At 61.9% G+C, this 19,561-nt stretch carries 14 protein-coding genes; 2 read left to right on the top strand and 12 right to left on the bottom strand.

What is annotated here, in order from left to right:
- The 11 genes from HRL41_RS03530 to HRL41_RS03575 form a co-directional block, all read right to left on the bottom strand.
- A complete protein-coding gene (locus HRL41_RS03530; protein WP_172135569.1) occupies positions 1-720 on the bottom strand; it encodes a class B sortase in 720 nt (239 codons plus the stop codon).
- A complete protein-coding gene (locus HRL41_RS03535; RefSeq protein ID WP_172135570.1) occupies positions 704-4,711 on the bottom strand; it encodes a VaFE repeat-containing surface-anchored protein in 4,008 nt (1,335 codons plus the stop codon). Before HRL41_RS03535 ends, HRL41_RS03530 begins: the two co-directional genes overlap by 17 nt.
- A gap of 13 nt (positions 4,712-4,724) precedes the next feature.
- Positions 4,725-5,114 (bottom strand): hypothetical protein, encoded by a 390-nt coding sequence (locus HRL41_RS03540; protein ID WP_172135571.1) that lies wholly within the window; start codon positions 5,112-5,114, stop codon positions 4,725-4,727.
- A gap of 96 nt (positions 5,115-5,210) precedes the next feature.
- Positions 5,211-6,035: an ATP-binding protein gene (locus HRL41_RS03545; RefSeq protein WP_172135572.1), complete on the bottom strand. Its 825-nt coding sequence runs from the start codon at positions 6,033-6,035 to the stop codon at positions 5,211-5,213.
- Positions 6,035-6,733: a helix-turn-helix domain-containing protein gene (locus tag HRL41_RS03550; protein WP_172135573.1), complete on the bottom strand. Its 699-nt coding sequence runs from the start codon at positions 6,731-6,733 to the stop codon at positions 6,035-6,037. The genes HRL41_RS03545 and HRL41_RS03550 overlap by 1 nt, the downstream gene beginning before the upstream one ends.
- A 118-nt stretch (positions 6,734-6,851) precedes the next feature.
- Positions 6,852-6,977, bottom strand: a complete 126-nt coding sequence (locus HRL41_RS12300) for a hypothetical protein (RefSeq protein ID WP_256368260.1) — start codon at positions 6,975-6,977, stop codon at positions 6,852-6,854.
- Positions 6,978-6,979: 2 nt separating this feature from the next.
- On the bottom strand, positions 6,980-8,566 hold the full coding sequence (locus HRL41_RS03555) for a recombinase family protein (RefSeq protein WP_172135574.1): 1,587 nt from the start codon (positions 8,564-8,566) through the stop codon (positions 6,980-6,982).
- Positions 8,563-10,251 carry a recombinase family protein gene (locus HRL41_RS03560; protein ID WP_172135575.1) on the bottom strand — a complete coding sequence of 563 codons (1,689 nt, stop codon included), beginning with the start codon at positions 10,249-10,251 and terminating at the stop codon, positions 8,563-8,565. Before HRL41_RS03560 ends, HRL41_RS03555 begins: the two co-directional genes overlap by 4 nt.
- Positions 10,241-11,179 carry a recombinase family protein gene (locus tag HRL41_RS03565; RefSeq protein WP_172135576.1) on the bottom strand — a complete coding sequence of 313 codons (939 nt, stop codon included), beginning with the start codon at positions 11,177-11,179 and terminating at the stop codon, positions 10,241-10,243. The genes HRL41_RS03560 and HRL41_RS03565 overlap by 11 nt, the downstream gene beginning before the upstream one ends.
- Positions 11,179-12,801 (bottom strand): recombinase family protein, encoded by a 1,623-nt coding sequence (locus HRL41_RS03570; RefSeq protein WP_172135577.1) that lies wholly within the window; start codon positions 12,799-12,801, stop codon positions 11,179-11,181. The genes HRL41_RS03565 and HRL41_RS03570 overlap by 1 nt, the downstream gene beginning before the upstream one ends.
- A gap of 113 nt (positions 12,802-12,914) precedes the next feature.
- Positions 12,915-13,175: a DUF6870 family protein gene (locus HRL41_RS03575; protein ID WP_216662490.1), complete on the bottom strand. Its 261-nt coding sequence runs from the start codon at positions 13,173-13,175 to the stop codon at positions 12,915-12,917.
- A gap of 250 nt (positions 13,176-13,425) precedes the next feature.
- Between HRL41_RS03575 and HRL41_RS03580 the strand changes: the two genes are divergently transcribed.
- Both HRL41_RS03580 and HRL41_RS03585 read left to right on the top strand, forming a co-directional pair.
- Positions 13,426-14,463 (top strand): type IV toxin-antitoxin system AbiEi family antitoxin domain-containing protein, encoded by a 1,038-nt coding sequence (locus HRL41_RS03580; RefSeq protein WP_172135578.1) that lies wholly within the window; start codon positions 13,426-13,428, stop codon positions 14,461-14,463.
- Positions 14,421-15,314, top strand: coding sequence for a nucleotidyl transferase AbiEii/AbiGii toxin family protein (locus HRL41_RS03585; protein ID WP_172135579.1), 894 nt, complete (start codon positions 14,421-14,423; stop codon positions 15,312-15,314). The genes HRL41_RS03580 and HRL41_RS03585 overlap by 43 nt, the downstream gene beginning before the upstream one ends.
- A 48-nt stretch (positions 15,315-15,362) precedes the next feature.
- On the opposite strand, the gene HRL41_RS03590 is transcribed toward HRL41_RS03585, so the two are convergent.
- The gene (locus tag HRL41_RS03590) at positions 15,363-19,493 is read right to left on the bottom strand and encodes a hypothetical protein (RefSeq protein ID WP_172135580.1); all 4,131 of its coding nucleotides are present in this window, start codon (positions 19,491-19,493) and stop codon (positions 15,363-15,365) included.
- Positions 19,494-19,561: the final 68 nt, after the last annotated feature.

The following is a 19,561-nucleotide window of genomic DNA, read 5'->3' on the forward strand; positions in this document are numbered from 1 at the left end:
TTATTGGCAGAACACGAGCGTTCTCTCGTTTCGGTAGGTGGTGTATGAGCAGGTGCAGAGCGTGAAGGTCTGCCTGGATGGGTCGAGGCTCGCAAGGGTCGCGCAGGATCGGTCGTTGGTCTTCGACACCCAGTCGGCGTAATCCTGGGAATCGGCGAACTGGGTCGTTGCGAGCTCAGATGAGCCGTCGATGATCTGGGCGCCTTTGACCTTGAGCTCATAGGTCCTCTCCCTCGTGTAGATGAGCACGTCTCGGTGCTCTTGCGCGAACTCGGATCTTGAGAAGCCGGCTACGTCGGCGAACATGCTTCCGTCGTCCATGTGGTGGGCGCAGATGATCACGTTCGGGGAGTCGATGCCCTTCTCGCATCCAGCTGCGATGAACGGAATCCCGTAGACGTCGTATTGCCCGTATTGGTCGTGGGTCAGGTAGTAGTCGGGGCTGCTCGGGGAAGCCTGCACGACGGGGTAGTCCACGCGGGTTCCTGGTATCTCTATCCAGGCCACGACCTCCTCTGGCTGCCCATCCCAGTCGATCGGGCTCGCGAGGTCGATCCCGGAAAGGTCTTTCAGGTCGCAGATGAGGTTGTCCGCCTCGTGACGGAGGACGGAGCGGTTCTGCCCGTCTGCTGCCACGAACGCGGTGCCGGCGGCCAATGCGAGGGCGAAGGCGGCGAGCAGCGCACCCGCCGCCTTCCTGAGGCTAGGCCTCTTCATCATCAGCCCGACCCATGAGCTTCGCGCCTTTGCGGGCAGCCAAGGCTGCGGCGCAGCCGCCGCAGACTACCAGGGCCAAGATTCCTCCAGCTACGGCTGCGCCGGTCTTGGGGTAGCCCGCCTTGGGAGATGCGGGCTCCTCCGGGTTGCTGGGAGGATTGGGGCTGTCCGGGGCGTCGGGCCCGCTGACGACGACCGTCTGGGCGGCGTCCTCGATGTCCGCGTGGGCTGCGACCTCGACGCCGTCCTTGGTGAGTGCCTCGAATGCGACGACGGTCTTCTCGGCAAAGCCCGTCGCGTCGAACTCGAAGACGACGTCGACGGCGCCCCCTGCCGTCTCGGGGGTGAACGTGGCGGAGGATCTGATCTCGTTGCCGTCCGCATCTGTCAGAGGCTCGCCGGTTTCCTTGTCCATCAGCGTGCCTGCGACGGTGTACTCCTTGCCGGGGATCAGGTTATTGAACGTCACCGTGTCGATGACCATGGCCTTCTCTCCCGCCAAGACGTTCTTGTCTCCGTCCGCGCCGTCTGCGGCGCTGGTGGAGATTTCCGCGAAGCGGATGGTCTGGCCGTCGTCGTCGATGTCCTCGTGCTTTGCCACGGTGGCCTGCTCGGCATTTGCCAGCTGCTCGAACACCACGATGCTCTTGCCGGCCAGCATGCGGGAGTCGATGGCGAACTCGACCTCAGCCGCTCCGTCGGGCTCTTCTGGGATGAAGGTCGCCTGGGAGACGATCTGGTCGCCGTCGGCGTCGAGCAAGGGCTCTCCAGTGGCCTTGTCCATGATGGTTCCAGTGAGCGTGTACTCGGCGCCGACGGTGAGGTTGGTGAAGGCGACGGTGTCGATGATGGAGAGCTCGTCATCGAGGGCGCCCTGGTTGTCGTTGGTCGAAGAGTCGATGGCGGTGGTGCGAATGTCGATCACCTTGATGGTCTGGCCCTCGTCTTCGATGTCGGCATGAGCCATGTACTCGACGCCCTCGTGGGTCATGGTCTCGAATGCGACGATGTCGTGGCCGGCGAGGTCAACTCCGTTGAACGTGAAGCAGATGCTCGCGGTGCCGTTGTAGCCCTCGGCGACGAACGTGGTCTGGGAGGTGATCGCGTTGCCCTCGTGGTCAACTGCGGCCTCGCCTGTTGCCTTGTCCATCAAGGTGCCGCTGACGGTGTACTCTTCGCCGGGAATGCAGCCGGTGTAGTCGACGACGTCCACGATGGACATCTGCTCGGCTGCCTGGGACTCATGGGTCCCGTTTGCCTCGTCGGTCGCTGTTGTCTTCATGGTCTTGGGCATGTTCTCCACGCTGAGCTCGAGCGCTGCGGTCATGGCGCCGTCCTCGAGCTCGACCATGCCCTGGTCGTTGACGGTAAAGTCGTAGACCACAGGCTCGCCCTCGGCGTCAACCTCGTTGATGACGTAGCCTTCAGGGGATCCTGTCTCTTGGATGTGCCAGCGGCCATGGGTCGCGTTCCTCACTTCGATGCAGCCGTTCTCGTCGGTCGTCATCTCGTCGTCGAAGGTGCGGTCATCGTTCCATACGTGGAACTTCGCGCCGACGACGGGCTTCTCGGGGTCGAGGGCGTCGACCTTGCGGAGCTTGATCTCGGTGGGCTCGTCGACAACGTCGACGGGTTGGTCGAAGACGTCGATCTCCTGGCCCTGGTATTCCAGGGCCACGGTCTTCTCTGTGACGTCGAGGGCGTATCCGTCCTTGGCCTTCGCTTCGTAGACCGTGTAGGCGCCCAGGTAGAGCTCGCCGGTGGAGGCGGTGCCGTCCTTGCCGGTCTCAAGGGTTGCCACGATGTCGCCGGCCTTTGCGCGGATGGTGCCGTCAGGCGTGACGATGTCGGTGGCGGCTTTGACGACGTAGACGGAGTCGTCTACGGGCTCGCCGTTGTCGGAATCGGTCTTGGTCACGTTGATGATGCCCTTCTGCGGCATGTCCTCGAAGGTCACGACGATGGGGTCATCCCAGTTGTTGTAGGCGGAGCCGACCTCGACGGTCTTTCCCTCCAGCGCGAGGACGTAGCCTTCGGGAGCCTGAGCCTCGGTGATGGTGTAGGTTCCCTGCTCAAGCAGCATGGGGAGCGTCACCTCGCCATTGGCGTTGGTGGTCCAGGTGTCGAGAACCTGCTCGTCGGGGTAATGGCTGGTCCAGGTTGCAAGGTTTCCGTCTGCGTCAACCAGCTGGAAGCTGCAGGGCAAGGGGATCTGCCTGCCGGACTCGGCGTCGACCTTGACGACCTTCAGAGGCGTCTGGGGGATGTGGTTGTTGACCAGAGGAGGGTTGTCGTACTGCCCTTCGTCGGAGATGGTGATCTTCCAGTCGTCGACGGGGATCAGGTCGCAGCCGTGCTCGGCCTTGAAGCTCTCGGAGACGGAGCTGGGGATGACCTCGTGCACGTTGTAGGAGCCGAAGGCGAGCGCGCCGGTCCAATCGTCGGGGATGCCCAACGCCTTCGTGGTGGCCAGGCCGTCTTCGTCGGTGACGATGGTGCAGACGATGCTGCCGGGAGAGACCTCTTCTCCGGTCTCGGGGGAGACGACGGGGTTGGCGGAAGCGTTGATGATCTGGAACTGCACGCCCTCGAGGACGATGCGCTGCTGCTCCTGGTCGATGCCGCTCTCGCTCTCAGCTTCGACGGGGACCTCCTTGACCAGGCGGTAGTCGCCGCGCTTCACGGAGTTTTCCGCCGTGGGCGTGTGGTAGGTGGTCACCACGGGGCTGTCGGCTTGGTCGGAGACGATCTGGGCGGACTGCTTCCTGGGCGCGTTTCCGCAGCCGTCGTCGAGGTTGTAGCCCAGAGGCGCCTTCACCTCTTCGACGACGACGGTGCCCAAGGGGATGACGGGGTTGCCGTCTTTGTCGGCGTAGAGCGCGTCACCGGCGACCTTGTGCTCTGCGTCGAAGAGCGCCCGCCCGCTTTCGTCGGTGGCGAAGGTCCAGCTGCGCAGCTGCTTGCCGGACTGCTCGGCCTCGTCGGGGCTGTCGTAGTAGCCGTCGTAGTAGTCGACGACGAACTGGGCGCCTGCAAGGGACGCGTCGCCTTGGGGGACGTCGCCGGCGGATGCGTCTGCCTTGGCGACGATGACTCGGGGGGTTCCGTACTGGGGCTCGTCGGAGACGGCGCCGGAGTTGACCTTCGCGGTCTTGCCGGCCTCGACCTTTACGGGGTAGGTCTGGGGGTCGAGGGCGTAGCCGGTCGCCGCGACGGTCTCCTTCACCCAATAGCCGCCGCGCGGGACGCCGCCGAGCTCGCCGTGGCCGTCAGCGTCGGTGACGATGGCGCCGAACGCCTCGGTGCAGCTCTCGTCGGAGTACACGGTGTAGGTCGCGCCGCCCAGGCCGTAGCAGTCGTTGCCGCCTGAGATCTCGGTGCGGGCGCTGGTCTTGCAAAGCTCGATGCTGCCCGGGCGCTCCTTGACCTTGACGCTCGTGCACATGTTCTGGCTGTTGGGGCTGGTCCATTCGACGCCAGTCGCCTCGTAGGAGTCCTTGTTGTCCTGGTAGAACTTCTTCGCGGCGTCGAAGACGCCGTAGAAGTCGCCGTACTCCGGGGTGACGTACGCGCTCATGTAGCCAGGGGTGTAGGTGCACCAGATCATGTACTGCAGGTAGCCCATGCGCTTGTACGCAGACCAGTCGGAATGATGCCCTTCGAGGTACTTCTCGTACAAGCCGATCTTCAAGGCGGTGCCTTCGTCCATGGGGCTTGAGCTGTAGCTGGACCCGGGATATGCGGTGGTCGTGATGTCGATGCAGTAGGCGTATTCGCCGTCGATCATGAAGACGGAGTCGGCCCAGGTTGCCCCGGTGCTGCTGTCGTGCACCTGGAAGTCGAACTTGTCCCCGGTGTCGACGAGGGTCGCCGTGGCTGCGTGGGCTTGCCGGGCTGCGCCCTGCAGGAGCACGGACAGGCCCGAGAGGACGAGTGCCAGAGCGAGGAGGCATCGCAGGCACTTGTCGGGAGTCTTTCTTGCTTCAGTTGCCATTTCGCTTCCCTCCTTAGAATGCGATGTCCTCTTCGTATGCTTCGTCGGGGCCGTGCTCGTCGAAGATGCGCTTGATCTCGCGCGGGTCCACGTCCTTGCGGCGCCTGATCGCCTTGCCCGCGTCATCGCGGATGACGTGGCCCTCTTCGTCCAGCTCTGCCTTGGTCAGCCACACCAGGCGGTCTGCCAGCAGGGGAAGGGAGCAGAGACGGGGGTCTCCCTTGACGGGGTTCACGAACTTGGGGCTGAACTCCCAGCCGGACACGTCTTCGCCGGCGATGGCGGATCCGGGGGGCAGCGCCACCTTGAAGAAGCTGTCGGGCTCGCCCTGCTTGTTGGTGTACCCGATCTCGTTGATCGCTTCGGCGCCGACGATCACGTCGACTGTCTCTCGCTTTGCCATGGCGTTTCCTTTCGTTTCTGGGGGCGGACGGCAATGGAGCCGACGGGCGGCTCCATTGGGGGATGGCGTGCTTGGGTTTTGGAAATGAGAGGGCTTCTACTCGAAGAGCAGGCGGGCCTGCGCTTGGGCCGCAGCTGCGATCTCGGTGCGCCAGTTGCGCTCGGGAAACGCCAGGGGGCGGCAGCGCTCGAGCAGGCGCTCGTAGATGCGCTGGGAGCTCATGCTGTCAGGGGCCTTCATCTCCTTTAGCGAGAGGTTCGTGGTCACGACGAGCGCGGCTTGGGAGCGGTAGATGGAGTCGATCAGGGTGAACATCTGCTCGCGGGTGAAGTCGGTGATGCGCTCGGAGCCGAGGTCATCCAGGACGATCAGGTCGAATCGGGCGATGGAGTCGATGAGGTTGTTGCGGTTCTTCGCGCGAAGGTCCTGCAGCTCGTTGAGGATGCGCGTAGGCGCGGTGACCAGCACCCTGTGCCCCGCCTCCTCGACTTTGCTTGCCAGGTAGCTTGCCCCGTATGACTTGCCGCAGCTTGGCGGGCCGAACAGCAGCAGGCCGACGCGCGAGGCCTTCATCTTCGGGAAGCGCTCGGCGTACTTGGTCAGCTTGTCGTAGGGCGGTGCCGTCGTGCAGAGGCCGCTGAGGTCGGCGCGCCAGCCGGGCAGCTCGATGTTCTCGGGGGCGCCTGAGGCCCTGCGCCTGCGCATGGCCTCGCGGCGGGCAGCCGCCTGCTGGCGCTCGTGCTCCTCGCTCTCGCATCGGCATATGCAGGGCAGCGTCTTGGTCGTGCCGAGCCATTCCAGCCTGACCTGCTTGGCACCGTGGCACTTGCCGCAGCGGAGAAGCCCGTCTTCGCCGACGTAGGTCCCAGGGGCGCCGGGCTCGGTTTCCTTGAACTCGAGGTTGCTGAGGTCGATGTCCATCACAGCACCTCGCATTCGTCGAACGAGTAGTCGGGCTTCTTGGACGCCTTGGCCTCCTGGGCGCGCTGCCTGTCCGTCCGGGCCCATCTGCGAATCACGGCGAGGTGGTTCTTGTAGGACTTCCCCGAGCAGGCGATGTACTCGCTCAAGCGCTCGATGCGCACGGCCCAGTCTGCGGGGAACTCTTCCTGAAGGGTGCGGTAGTCGCCGTCGGAGAGCAGCACGTTTTCGTACTGGCCGTAGCGGCTGCGAGCCTCGCTTGCGCCTTTCTTGGGCTTAGTGGTTGATGAGTACGTCTTTCCCTCGCAGTGCGTACTTGTTTCCGTCGGGTTCTCCGTCATGGTGCAGCCCGTCGTCGGCTTTTCCGACGACGGCGAATCCGCCGGCGCAGGCGCCGTGTTGTTCTGGGGGATCTCGTAGATGGTGTAGTCGTAGCCGCAGAACCTGCCCTCGTCGTCGTGGGCTTGGGTGCGCACGACGTAGCCGGCATCCTCGAGCTCCTCGATTCCGGAGCGCACGGCGTCCTTGCCGTCTTTGGACAGCGCGGACAGGCCGGCAATGGAGTACTCCCAGTTGTTGGGGAAGGAGAGGAGCTGGGACATGAGCCCCTTGGCTTTGAGGGACAGGCTCTTGTTTCGGAGATGGTGGTTGGACATCACGGTGAAGTCCCTGGTCTTGCTTACGCGGATCACGGGCATGGCTGACCTCCCGTCATCGGGCTGGGTTTGGGCATGGCAAAGCCCTCCTTTCGACTTGGGTTCACGCAGGGTGCGCTTGGCCGAGGGACGGAAGGAGGGCTGGTTGGAACGGGCGGGCCTAGAGGTACTTCCAGATCATGCGCAGGAGGGCTGCGCCGAGCGCGATCGCTGCGTTGACGGCTGCGGCGACTGCGAAGGCGATCAGCGTCAGGGTCCCTTTCAGGAGCGAGGCGACGATCCGCATGTTCAGCTCACCTCCTTCTGGAAGACGTCCTCAAAGGCGAAGGACAGCGTTATCGATCCGTCGGAGTGTAGCCGGACCTGCTTCACGAACCGGTGGATGACCTCGCGAGTCATCGGCTTGTCGGGCTCGACGATGCCGAGCTGCTCGATCAGGTCCGCAACGCGCCCCTCGTCCCGCAAGGCAAAGTCCAGGCTGCGACGCTCGTCCTTGAGGGAGCATTCGCGTGCCGCCAGGTCGCATAGCGCGTCGGCAACGCGCTCCTTCTCTTCGAGGTAGCGGCTCTCGGTCAGTCGGCCCAGGGAGAACGCCTCGTAGAGGCGGAGCTTCTCTGACTTGACCCTGGACCTTTCCGCGTCGAGCTCCGACAGGCTTCGCGCGATGCCCGACTGGCGAAGCTGGATGCTCTCCGCCTTGCTCTCGAAGGCGAGCTTTGCCGCCTGCGCGACTTGCAGCTGCCTCTGCAGGGCGGCTCGCACGATTTCCTCGAGCTCTGCCTCGGAGACGGTCGCGTCGCAGCCGCATGGGCAGTTTGCCACGTAGTGGGTGACGACGCGCTCCTCCCTGAGCGTCTTCGGGGCCATGTTGCACGTCGGGCAGACGATGATGCCCGAGAACAGGCCCTTCAGCGGCTTCCTGCGGGGAGCGCATTTCTTCGACCTGATCACCTCGTTGGCTCTCGCCCATTCATCAGGCGTGACCAACGCGGCATGGGCGTCTTCGACGTAGATGCGGTCTTCGGGCCGAACGAGGCGCTTCTTCCTGGCTCCGACGCCGATGACTTCGGTCTTCCCAGCCTCGAGGGTGCCCTTGTACGTGACGTTCTGGAGGATGTGCCGAACCTTTCCCGAGGTCCAGGCCGTCCACTTGCGCTTCCCGTTGGGGATGCTCCCGCGCTTCCCGATCATCTCGTGGTAGACGCTTGGGGCCGGAACGCCTTCCTCGTTGAGGGTTGCCGCGATGGTTGCGGTGCCGTATCCCTGCACGGCCAGGTCAAAGGTTCGGATGACCCACTTGCCGGCCACGGGGTCGATGCGCAGGTTGCCGCGGGCCTCCTTGTCGTAGAAGTAGCCGAAGGGCGCTGCCCCTTGCACATGCTTGCCGTTGAGCCAGTTCGCCTCAATTCCGCTCTTCACGCTCTTCGACACGTTGAAGCTGTACCCGGCGTTGATGATGTTCTTGAACCCCATGACGAAGTTGTCCTCGGACGCGTTGCCGAGACGTGCGGAGTCGTAGTTATCCGCCACGGCGATGAAGCGGACTCCCAGGAAGGGGAACAGGTTCTCGACGAGGGAGCCTGCGTCGACGTAGTCGCGGGCTAGCCGGGAGAAGTCCTTCACGATCACGGTCGAGACCGCCCCGTCCTTGCACAGCGCTATCATCTCCTGCAATGCCGGGCGCTCGAAGCTGGTGCCGCTGTAGCCGTCGTCTACGAAGAAGCGCACCTCCTCCCCGATAAGCTCGGGCTCGTCGGCGATGAAGTCCTCGAGGAGGGTGCGTTGGTTTTGAACGGAGTTGCTCTCCTCGTCCGGGGGCTTGTCCTTGTCATGCTCGTGATCGGATACCGACAGTCGGACATAGCAGGCGATCATCCCAGCACCTCCTTCAGCGCGTTGAGCCTCGTGGCGTAGTCTTCGAACTTGAACGTGATCCTCAAGGTCTTGTCGGGGAAGACGTCGACCTGCTTGACCATGGCCTCGATGATCTCAGGTGAGATGTCGGGCATGCCGTCGAGGCCCTTGATCAGAGAATCCACCTCAGACGAGGGGCTTCTGAGGCTTGAGATGGCGTCGATCCTCTGGCTGAGCTGAGCGACCTTGCCCGACAGCTCCTCAGCTTGCTCGTCCAGCGGCGCCTTGCCTGACTCCCATGTCGCTCGGCTGATCGCGCCGCTGGAGAAGCTCTCGTAGAGGTGGCGGCGAGACTCGTTGCATCTTGCCAGCTCCAGCTCCAGGACCGAGGCCTCTCGGGCCAGCGTCGCCTCTGCCTCGAGCGACTTCTCGACGAGTCGGGCGCTGCCGCGCTCGCCGGTGAAGGCTCCGTGGAGCGCGAGCTGCGCCCTGAGGGCGTCGGCCACTGCCATCAGGACGTACGGCTCGGCAACCGTGGGGCCGTCGGGGCAGGTGATGCGCTGCTTCTTCGCGGTGCAGGCGTACGTGGGCGCCTTGACGACGTCACCTCTGCCGATGTCCCTCACGAAGCCCATGTAGCTGCCGCAGACGCCGCACCTGAGCATTCCCGAAGGGAAGAAGCTCGGCATGGCGTCGCGGATCTCCTTGGTTCGCGCCTGCTTCTCTTTGGACGCTTTGCTGCGGGCGTCGTAGCTGGCGTTGACTTCGTCGAAGACCTCGCGCGAGACGATCGCCTCGTGGGCGTCGCGGATGATGATGCGCTCGCTTTCGTCTCGCGGGCCGCGATGCTCGGAGAAGACGCTCTGGTCGCTCTTGTTCAAGACGAGGTCGCCGGCGTAGGCCCTGTTCCTGACGATCTTCATGACGGCTCTCCAGTCCCAGGCGAAGAAGCTCTCCTTCTTGCCGGCCCAGTCGCCGCCGGCTTCTTTGGCCATCCCGGGCGTGGGGATGCCGCAGTCGTTGAGCTTGTCCGCGATGCGCTTGAAGCTGGTGCCTCGGAGGGCTTCCCCGAAGATGAGCTCGACGACGGGAGCCAGGTCGGGGTTTACCACGTAGCGCGTCACGTCCTTCGGGTTTCGCAGGTACCCGAAGGGCGCGTTGCACAGGGCGAAGGTGCCGGCATGCATGCGGGCCAAGTTGGAGTTGCGGATCTTCCGGGAGATGTCGCGCGAGTACATCTCGTTGACCAGGTTCTTCACGGGGATGATCAAGCGAGACGCGTCGCTGCCGGCGTCGAGGGTGTCGATGTCGTCGTTGACGGAGATGAAGCGCACGTTGAGGTGGGGAAGGATCCGCTCGATGAGGACCCCTGCCTCGAGGTAGTTGCGGCCGAAGCGGGAAAGGTCCTTCACCGCGAGGCAGGTGATGCGGCCGCTTCTGATGTCGTCGAGGAGCTCCTGGAACGCCGGACGCTCGAAGTTCGTGCCCGTGTGCCCGTTGTCCCTGTAGACCTTGACGACCTTGACGTCGGGAAGCTTGGCGATAGCCCGCTCGACGATCTCGACCTGCGTCTCTATGCAGCCGTCCTCGCGGTTGTTGTTCTCGTGCGACAGGCGGGTGTAGATTCCGCACAGCCACCTGCCTGCCTTCGCGGGGGCCTTCCTCGGCTCGCTGCTCGCAGAGGGCTTCCTGCTCTTACGCGCCATTTCGGGACCATCCTTCCTTTCGCGCCGCCGCTCCGGGCCAGTGCTCGCTGCGCTTCTTCCGGGTTTCCGTCACCTCTTTGAAGAGGGACTTGCTGACGAGCGGCTCGTGGTGGCCGGCCACCGTCGGCTGCCTGTCGGCAGGGAGGCGCTCGGAGGAGACGATCTTGTTGTCCTTCTTCCTTCGGACCACGCGGCGCAGAACGTAGCTGCCCGTGTACATGGGGTTGTCGACGATGCACTTGATGGCGCTGGCGGTCCAGCCGCGATCTTCGCGGGCCTTGTCGCCGTAGAGCTGCGCTCTTCTCTGGCTCGGGGTCACGTAGCCTCTGCCGTTCATCTTTTCAGCGACGGAGTGGAGGCTGACGTCTTCTTTTGCCAGCTCGAAGATCTCCTGGACGACAGGGGCCGTCTCCTCGTCGACTCGCATGCATGATTCGATCGAGGCATCGTACACGTAGCCGAAGGGGACGCTCTGGCGTCGAACCACGAGGTCGCCGCCGGGCTTCACGGACCGCTTGTTCTTCGAGTTGACGCGATGAAGGTAGTCTGACAGGTCGCAGGTGCTCAGGTCGAAGCGCTCGGCCGCATCGAGGTAGCGGATGCCCAGGGGCTCCATCACGTCTCGGACCCACTGGTAGGCCAGGGAGCTGTTGGAGCAGAAGGTGGTGATGCTGGGCACTGCCACGCAGTCGACGTGGCGGTTGATGACCAGGCGGCGAAACTCGTGGAACACCGGGTCAAAGGGGTATGGCTCGCCTGCCGACCTGAGCACTGCGCTGACCTTCAGGCCCGGCTTGCGCCCGACGAGCTTGAGGCACTTCTGGTAGTTCGCCTCGACTCGATCCGCGTCGAGCGTCTTCTTGATGCGCCAGTCGTAGGCGGACAGGTAGACGAGCACCTTGCACTCGCCCTGCTTGCTCCTTGCCATTACGCAGCACCTGCCTCGGCGAGCATCAAGTCTGAGAACAGGAACTTGATGCGCACGTTGCGGTCGGAGTCGACGGTGATGCGGTCGACCAGCTCGGCCAGCATGCGGCGATCGACCCCGGTCGCGTCGCGCCAGCACTCGAGCGTGCTCGCCCATCGGCTTGCGTCGTTGGATTCGGCAAGCGCGATGCGCTCTGCTTCAAGCGCCTTGATCTGGCTCTCGCATTCCGAGGCGCGCTCCTCGTAGGCGGCCTTGTACTCAATGAGCTCGTCTTTGGTGATCAGGTCCTTGGAGAAGTCGTCGTACAGGCGGCGGCCCATCTTCCGGCACCGCATCATCTCCGCCTCGGCGGCACGCTGCCGGCTGGCGAGAAGCCTGTCCTTCTCCGTCGCCGCAGTCGCCTGGCTGGTCTTCGACCAGGCCTCTTTCGTCTCGAGCATGTGGCGGATTGCCGCGAGGATCGAATCGGTGACGATGGCGAGCAGCTCCTCGTCGCGGATCGAGTGGGAAGTGCAGGATTTGCAGTCCTTCCGGTAAGAGGAGCAGCAGTAGTAGGCGTACTTCTTGCCTTTTGACGTGTTCGTGTGGCGGCAAAGCGTGTCCCCGCATTCCTCGCAGAACACGAAGCCCGAGAGAAGGCCGAGCTTGTCCTTGCCGGGCGCGGTGCGGGTGTCGCGTGACATCAGGTTCGAGACCATGCGGAAGGTGCGTTGGTCGATGATCGGCTCGTGCATGTCTCTGACGACGGTCCACTCCTCGCGCTCGCGTTGCACGACTGCCTTTGAGCGGAAGCTGGGCTTGTACGTCTTTCCCTGCACCGTGGCTCCGGTGTAGGTCTCGTTTGACAGGATGCGGATGACCTCGCGGGCGTGCCATTTGCAGCGGAGGCCCTTCTTGAAGTGGGAGTGCTGCTTGCAGTCTCGGGATTGCTTGAGGTCGTGGGGCGTGAGGAACCCGAGATCGTTGAGCTTTGCCGCGATGCCGTTGGCGTTGAGGCCGTCGATTCGCCACTCGAAGATCATGCGGACGACCTGGGCGCCTTCTTCGTCAACGACCAGATGCCGCTTGTCCTTCGGGTCCTTGAGGTAGCCGTAAGGCGCGAAGTTCGAGACGTACTCGCCGCGCTTGCGCTTGACGTCGAGATGGGCCTTGACCTTCGCGGAGGTGCTGGCGCAGTAGTTGTCGTTGACCAGGTTCTTGAAGGGGACGATGAGGGCGTCGGTGAAGTCATGCTCGCGGTTGCTGTCATAGTCGTCGTTGACGGCGATGAAGCGGACGCCCAGGGAGGGGAAGATGCTCTCGATGTAGCGGCCGACTTCGAGGTAGTTGCGGCCGAACCGGGAGAAGTCCTTCACGATGACGCAGTTGATCTCGCCGCATTCGACGGCATCCAAAAGCGCCAGGAAGTCGGGGCGGTCGAAGTTGCTCCCGGTGAAGCCGTCGTCGGCGTATTCCCGGACCAGCTGCATGTCCGGATGGCCGAGGACGTAGTTTGCGATGATCTGCTTTTGGTTCGAGATCGAGTTCGACTCGGCTTCCCTCTCGCCGTCGTCACGCGACAGGCGGGAGTACGAGGCGACTCTCCAGGGGACGCCTTTGGTGAGATTTGTCTTGGAGGACATAAGAAAACAACCTTTCATGATTCTGCCGTTAGCCAGAACCTCGAAAAGCTGCTTGCTGGTTATTGCGTTGTCTGCTGAACGAGGTAACTATAGCAGAATGCGCGGGTGGCGCGCTAGTGGGTGCTGGACAGGTAGTGCGCGCAGCACTCCTCCAGCGTCGACTCGCCGGCGAACTCAACGCGCACGATGTGCTTGCCGTGCCGGTAGAGGTACGGGTTGCCGATCTGGTCGATGTAGCTGCGGAGGCGCTCCTCGAACGGCAGGTTGGGGTCCACCACGACGTCGCGGATGTCCCTCAGCGCGTCGATGTCGATCTGGTCGTTGGGCAGCGCGGCTGCCGCCTTCGCCTTGCCCAGCTTTGTTGTCGTGAGCACTGTCTCGTCCCTTCGGTCACGGAAAGGCACGTTCCTTTCTCATGCGGGGGATTGATCGAGGCGGTTGTGGAAACCTGTCAGCCCGAGTTCCATCAGGAGCTCGGGCTCGGTGCGTCCGGCGCGAGCAGAGTGCCGAAAACCGGCTGCTGTTTCTTCTGAATCTGGATCCGATGCTTCATGTTGCGTGGGCGTTTCAATAACTCCTCTAACACTCTGCAATTTTATTTACTTATGAGTGTATAATCTCGCTATGTCAAAGAGAGGGAACATCCAGAACGTCTATGACCTCGCCGCTGGCCAGTGGGGTTTGCTCACCTCTGCCCAGGCCATCGACATCGGCATCAGCAGAACCCAGCTCAACCGGATGTCCGCAGACAGGCGGCTGGAGCCCATCTGCTACGGAGTTTATCGCGTGGCCGCCGGCGAGGAGACGATTAATGTCGGCGCAAAGGCGGCGTGGCTCTCCCTCTATCCGAAGAAGACCGCCTACGAGCGCCTCGGGGCTCAACCCCATGACGCAGTCGCCACGGGACGCACCGCGGCCTGGATGCACGGCTGTGGCGACTTCCACGCGTCTCCCTACTGCTTCGCCGTCGCACGCGAGAAGCGCTCCGCCCGGACCGACCTCGAGCTGCTTCACGATGTGGTGGACGAACGCGACGTCACGCTCTCCTTCGGCATCCCCACGGCAACGATCGAGCGCACGGTCGCCGATCTCGTCAGGCTCCACGAAGACCCCAGCCTGGTGGACGGCTTCATGTCCGATGCGGCGGCAAGCGGCCACCTTTTCGACGAGGAAAGGCTCTCCGATCTGCTGAGCCCTCTCTCAAAGGAAAACGGCTTCGCGTCGGGAGGCGAGTTCGCGAGGCACCTCATTGAAAAGAACGCGGCGCATGTCGCAACCGCAAGGGCGATCAGCGACTTTGCGAAGGCCGTCATGGCGTCTGGTGCGTTCGACCAGGCCCGGCACCTCTCGGAGAGCATGCGAGATACCATGCTCGCAAGTCTTTCCCAGCTGTCAAGCGAAATGGAGAAGATCGCCCCGAACACTGAGCTTCCGACAGAGGCGCTCCTGACGCTCAAAGAACTGATGGACGCCCTGGCAATCCCGCATTCTGCAATCGGCAAAGACGAGGCGTCGAAATCGGCGGGCTTGCTAGCGGATGCGTCGGAAGAGTTGGATCGACACGCAGCCCGCGCTGACAGAGCGAGTGATGATGTACGCTACGAGAAGAAGGAGCAGGGATGTCCCGATACGCAAGCGCCCGGGCCCTCGAGCAAGCGATAAGAGAGGCGGCCCGCAAGTCGCCTCGAGATACGAACAGGGCAATCGAGGGCTTTTACCTCGACAGGCTCCTGTGCCGCGTGTTCTCCGAAGCCAAGCCGGCCTTCATCCTGAAAGGCGGCCAGAGCCAGCTTGCCAGAAGAATCGACGCGAGGGAAAGCCGCGATACAGACCTGGTGGGAACCTCTGCGGAAATCGAGGAATCACTCGCCAAGCTCAAAGAGCTCGCGTCGATCGACCTCGACGACTTCTTCGAGTTCAGGTTCATCAAGGCAGACCCCATATCGGTATCACAGGAGTACCGCACGGGATACCGCGTCGAGTTCCTGCCCGTAATCGGGCGAACCAAGCGGCTCAACCCCCTGCACGTGGACCTCGTCGTAGACCAAACCCCGCCAGAGAACTGGATGCTCGTATCTCCCGCGAGCAGGCTTGAAGTCGAAGGGCTGCCCGTCTACGACTACGCGCTCCAAACCGTGGAGGAGAGGATAGCCGACAAGGTCTGCGCAACCATGCAGCTTTACGACGGCAGGCCGTCCTCGCGTGTGAAAGACCTGGCAGACCTTGCCGTCGCGATGTGCACCGACGTTGTCGACGCCGACATCCTGGCGGAGAAGATCAAGCGCGAATCCATCTTGCGCGGCATGAACGCGATCGAGCGATTCGAGGTGCCGGGCGAATGGGTGGCCTTCCGAGGACAGACATACGCGAAAGAGGCCCGCGCCTGCTCAGCGTCCAACATGCCAACCAGTATCGAGCAGGCAGTCCAGATGGTCGCCGACTGGCTCGCGCCCGTCATGAGCGGAGCCGCCCGAGGCAAGACCTGGCTCCCGGATAAGGGGCGGTGGCGGTGAGCGCGGAATCCTGGTTTTCGACTTGACCCCGCCGGAAGCCTCTCGCTGCTACCGGCTCGCGAGGACATTCGGTTGCTCATCGATAACTGCGCCGTTCTCCTCGAGGATATTGGGCGTGTCGGCGTCTTCGAAAACGGCGTTTCGGAAGCTCGCCTTGAAGACTCTGATGGAAGGCAGGACCTGAGAGTAGGCGATCTTGCCCGACTTGACGTCAATCGTTCCGAGACCGTCTTCGCCGTATCGAGCGAAGAGGCGCGCGTCGTCGTGCGAGAACTGAAGCGAGTCGACGGTTGCCGTGTGCGCCTTGTCTGCCTCGAACTCGATCGCCTTGCAGGTAAAGTCATCGAGATCGGCGATGACGATGGCGTACGTACCCCCAGGGTGGCTCGTATCCAGCGTATACGCATAGTACCTGGAGGATGGAGACATGGCGCTGAACGTGACTTCGAGGTTCAAGTTTTGAACGGCGTCGAAGATTCGCTGATCGTCGTCTACCAGATTGTGGGCAACGTCAAAGCTGAAGCTCTCGTCGAATGCGGTGATGGTGTCGAAGGGCCCCATGCAGACAATTCGGTTGTTCGGGAGGCTGGCGTCGATGGTCGTGCACTCATGCCAGACTTCGTTTGAGGCGACGACGCCAACGAAGGTCAGGCGCGAGTCCTCAACCTGGTATCGAATCGTATGAACCGTATTGCCCAAGTCTGCGACAAGCAGCTGAGACTGCGGAATCGGGCAAATCGATTCAGGCCTGATTGCGTCAGGCAACAGCTCACTGAGGTCTCCCTCGTAGAGGAGGGTGAGGTCGTCTGCGTCGAAGGCAAGGATATTGTCTCTTTCGGTTGAGACGAATATGATCCTTAAGTCTGTTGAGTACCTGATTCGATCGGGACTGTACAGGCACTTAACCGAGCTCAAAGGAGTGAAGCCGTCTTTGCTGATCGAGTAGAGATGCAAGTCAAGATCATCGGTGGCGAGGAGCAGGCGACTGCCGTCAGGGCTGATGGCAAAGGCCTCTATCCTGCAGTCCTCGAGTTCGAAGTCTCCGCACTCGTCAATCCTTCCTGCGTTTGGGTTAAACCAATAGACCAATCCCTTCGAAGTCATCAGGAGCAGCCTTCCGCCGAGGGACTCGATGTGCGACAGCAGTTCCGCATCGGAGCCAAACAGGACCTTCAAGGGCTTCTTGGCGCCAAGGTAGTTCGCCTGAGTCAGGTCCCATATGCTCACGGCGTCCGTTGCGTGGGAGCACAGAAGGTAGCTTTCGTCAGACGAGAACGCGAATGCCTGAACCAGCGCCGCAGAAGCGTCGGTCAACAGCTCTTGGTTGAAGGAGTCGACGAGTCGGCCGCTGAACGAATCGTAGATGCGAATCTCGTCTTCGAGTCCAACGGCCAGGTATCGGCCGGTGGGAGAGAACGCCGCGCCAAAAGGATGCTGACCGATTCCGAACAGCGACTCCTCCGCGTTGGTTTGGTAGTTGTACCGCACTACGTTGTTTCTTTTACTTAGGAGGCAGAGAACCTCGGGGTGGTTGGTGTCGAAGTGGGCGGTGGTGACTGTGCTCTGGAAGGTGTGCTTCCAACACTGCTCGACTTTTCCTTCACTCCAGTCGATTTTCCACTTGTGGAGAGTGTCTGACGTGAAGGAAAAGAGCTCGGTTGCGTCGCTGCTTCCGAGGTGGAACATTCTGTGCTTGGCGAATGCTCCTCCGGATTCAAGCTCGGCGTGAAGGCCTGCGAGTCTGGACTTTGCTTGGCCGGGGATGATGTCCAGGCTGCTTCCTCCGATCATCATACGCAGGCAAGAGGACGGGACGGGGATGGATGAGACTATTTCTGCCCCACCGTACTCCTCTGTGGTTCGCCCTTTCGTGTCGATCGTGAAAACGCGGCTCGTCGTCACGAAGCCGATGAGGTCGGCATCTCCATACGGCACGAGCTGTTGAATGCTGCCTTCGTCCTCTGTCAGCTTTCTGTACCCGAGAATCGAGCCCGTCAGGGAGTTCCAGACAAACACTGCGCTTTCTGATGCGGTGGCGAACATGGGGCTTGCGCCAGAGGCTCCGAGGAACGAGATCAGGTCGACGTGCTCGTTCGACGCCGCTGACGCAAACGTGTCGCTGCCGATCACCGCAGAGTCGAAACGGCAGCCTCGAAGGTCGCATCCGTACGTGTAGAAGTGAACGCTGCGCAGGTCCTTTCCCGTGTAGTCAAGAGACCCGAAATCGACGTTCAGCCTTCTGTACAGCTCGAGCATGTGAAATGCCGAATAATCGTCTTCGTTGCCGTTAAGCCGTCTTGATGAGCAGCGGGCCCATGCCTCGTCGAGCTCGCGCTTGGTGAAGAGCGGCGCGAGAAGGTTGAGGGTCTCGGTCTCCTTGGCCTCAAGGCTCCACTGCTGCGAGGTTGAAGGATCGGCGTTCGTCGAGTAGGGCCTCAGGGAGACACGCATGCAAACTGCATCGAAGAAGTCCCTGAACTTCTGGTGCATGAACGCAAAGCTGATCTCACCATCGCCCAGCTCAACCTCATGGAGGATCTTCGTCTGGTCGCAGAGGATGTGCAGGTAGGCTCTGTAATCCCAATGCGGAGCTTGCGTGATGTCTGCGGGTCTTGAGAGGCAGTAGTCAGAGTCAAACCAAGAATCAATCCTGCCTTCGGGCTGGCTTTGCAGCAGGTTGGCAGCTTCGCCTCTCGTCATCTCGAAGCGACCCGACTGCTTCATCGCCGCGCCGATGACGGATGACGCGTAGATGAGCGCCGTGGAAATATCGAGAGGCGTCAGCCTTGCGTCTTGGGAGAACTTCGCAATTTGGCATTGGATGAAGTTCCAGATGATCGCGGCTTGGGTGCTGATATTCGGCTCCTCGGCAATAAACCTAAGGCCGCGTGGGTCGCCGATGTAGCTCTGCTGCTTCAGCGTGTTGGTGTAGAGCGTGATCATCAGAGGGTTCGCCAGCGTCTCCCACATGTTGCTGCTGTCGGCAGGGACCGGGGCTTGGTGGTCTTCCAAGTATTTCCTGATGTTGGCTTTTTCCAAGGGAAGAGCCTCGATGTATTCGAGCTTCTTCGACCAGAACGACACTTTGTCAGCCTGCTCTCGCCCGGTAATTACGATTGTGAGGTTGGGATAATGCATCCATTGATCCTCAAGCTCTTTTTGTATGTAGAGAGAAGCGTTGTTTGTGGCTGACGATATCTCGTTCCATCCGTCGAGGAACAGGAAGGCCGGCTTTTCGGCATGCTCGTCGTCGCATTGCGCGAGGAAGGCCTCCCAGCAATTCTCGGCGTTTCTGAAGGCGATCTCCCTGATGTAGTTGGCGAGGCAGTTGCCGCCCTCAACGGCTCGCCAGGTGAAAACGTTTAAAGGGATCAAGGCCGACAGGTATCCCTCTGACAGCGCGGTTCTCGCTGCCGTCTGGACGGAAACGGTCTTGCCGATTCCGCCTTCCCCTACAAGCATGGCATGGCGGTTCCTCTTGAAACCGCCGTCGTCGAACAAGAACGACCAAACCGACGGGTAGTCGGATCCACGAGACGAGTACTGGCGGGTCTCGATGTCGGACCTCAAATCAGGGAACAGCTCCCTTGACACGCTGTCGAGGTAATACGTTCCGCTGTTCTTCTCGATGTTGGCCAAGTGGTTCTTGAGGACCTCAATCGCTTCGGCGCTGCCGCCGAAGCGGGCGAGGCTTGCCTCAAGCGTCTCGAGGCCTTGGGAGAGGCGAGGCGAAATCACGTCGCTCCATTCGGCGCCTTCCAGGCTTAGCTGTGCGCATATGCCGTCGAGGACGCTCAACCAGAAGGTCTCGATGATTGATCGGATCTCGGGGTTGCTGGTGTTTGCATGCTCGCGAATTTGAGCAAGGTCGGCTGCTTCTTCGCCATACCAGCTCGATAGCAGAGCAGAGCAGTTCGAGGAGAATGCGCTGAGCGTGAATCTCTCGGAGCCTTTCGACCTGATCGCTGCCTCGGATATGGTCCTTACGCGACTTGCGCACTTCCCGTCGATGGGGGAATCGCCCCTTATCTTGTTGGGAAAATAGTTCTCGCTGGGCCATTCCTCGTGGCTGACATCTTCTCTCGAGATGCCGTATCGGCTCCAGTTTCCTATGTACGTCGTTCCGAAGGCTCCTCTTAGGTATTCGGCTAGCAAGCTGGCTTTGTTGCTGGGAAACACGCTAATCACTCACTAAGTACTTCAGGGACAGGCCCGTGCGGTTGCGGTGTGGTCCTGTGCGGTTTCCG

Source organism: Adlercreutzia sp. ZJ473 (assembly GCF_013185065.1).
Lineage (GTDB): Bacteria > Actinomycetota > Coriobacteriia > Coriobacteriales > Eggerthellaceae > CAAEEV01.

Bases quoted from the DNA above. Each gene is read 5' to 3' on its own strand.
- HRL41_RS03540 (WP_172135571.1), bottom strand. From the start codon at position 5,114: ATGGCAAAGCGAGAGACAGTCGACGTGATCGTCGGCGCCGAAGCGATC.
- HRL41_RS03560 (WP_172135575.1), bottom strand. From the start codon at position 10,251: ATGGCGCGTAAGAGCAGGAAGCCCTCTGCGAGCAGCGAGCCGAGGAAG.
- HRL41_RS12300 (WP_256368260.1), bottom strand. From the start codon at position 6,977: ATGCGGATCGTCGCCTCGCTCCTGAAAGGGACCCTGACGCTGATCGCC.
- HRL41_RS03535 (WP_172135570.1), bottom strand. From the start codon at position 4,711: ATGGCAACTGAAGCAAGAAAGACTCCCGACAAGTGCCTGCGATGCCTC.
- HRL41_RS03555 (WP_172135574.1), bottom strand. From the start codon at position 8,566: ATGATCGCCTGCTATGTCCGACTGTCGGTATCCGATCACGAGCATGAC.
- HRL41_RS03550 (WP_172135573.1), bottom strand. From the start codon at position 6,733: ATGCCCGTGATCCGCGTAAGCAAGACCAGGGACTTCACCGTGATGTCC.
- HRL41_RS03530 (WP_172135569.1), bottom strand. From the start codon at position 720: ATGATGAAGAGGCCTAGCCTCAGGAAGGCGGCGGGTGCGCTGCTCGCC.
- HRL41_RS03585 (WP_172135579.1), top strand. From the start codon at position 14,421: ATGTCCCGATACGCAAGCGCCCGGGCCCTCGAGCAAGCGATAAGAGAG.
- HRL41_RS03565 (WP_172135576.1), bottom strand. From the start codon at position 11,179: ATGGCAAGGAGCAAGCAGGGCGAGTGCAAGGTGCTCGTCTACCTGTCC.
- HRL41_RS03570 (WP_172135577.1), bottom strand. From the start codon at position 12,801: ATGTCCTCCAAGACAAATCTCACCAAAGGCGTCCCCTGGAGAGTCGCC.
- HRL41_RS03545 (WP_172135572.1), bottom strand. From the start codon at position 6,035: ATGGACATCGACCTCAGCAACCTCGAGTTCAAGGAAACCGAGCCCGGC.
- HRL41_RS03580 (WP_172135578.1), top strand. From the start codon at position 13,426: ATGTCAAAGAGAGGGAACATCCAGAACGTCTATGACCTCGCCGCTGGC.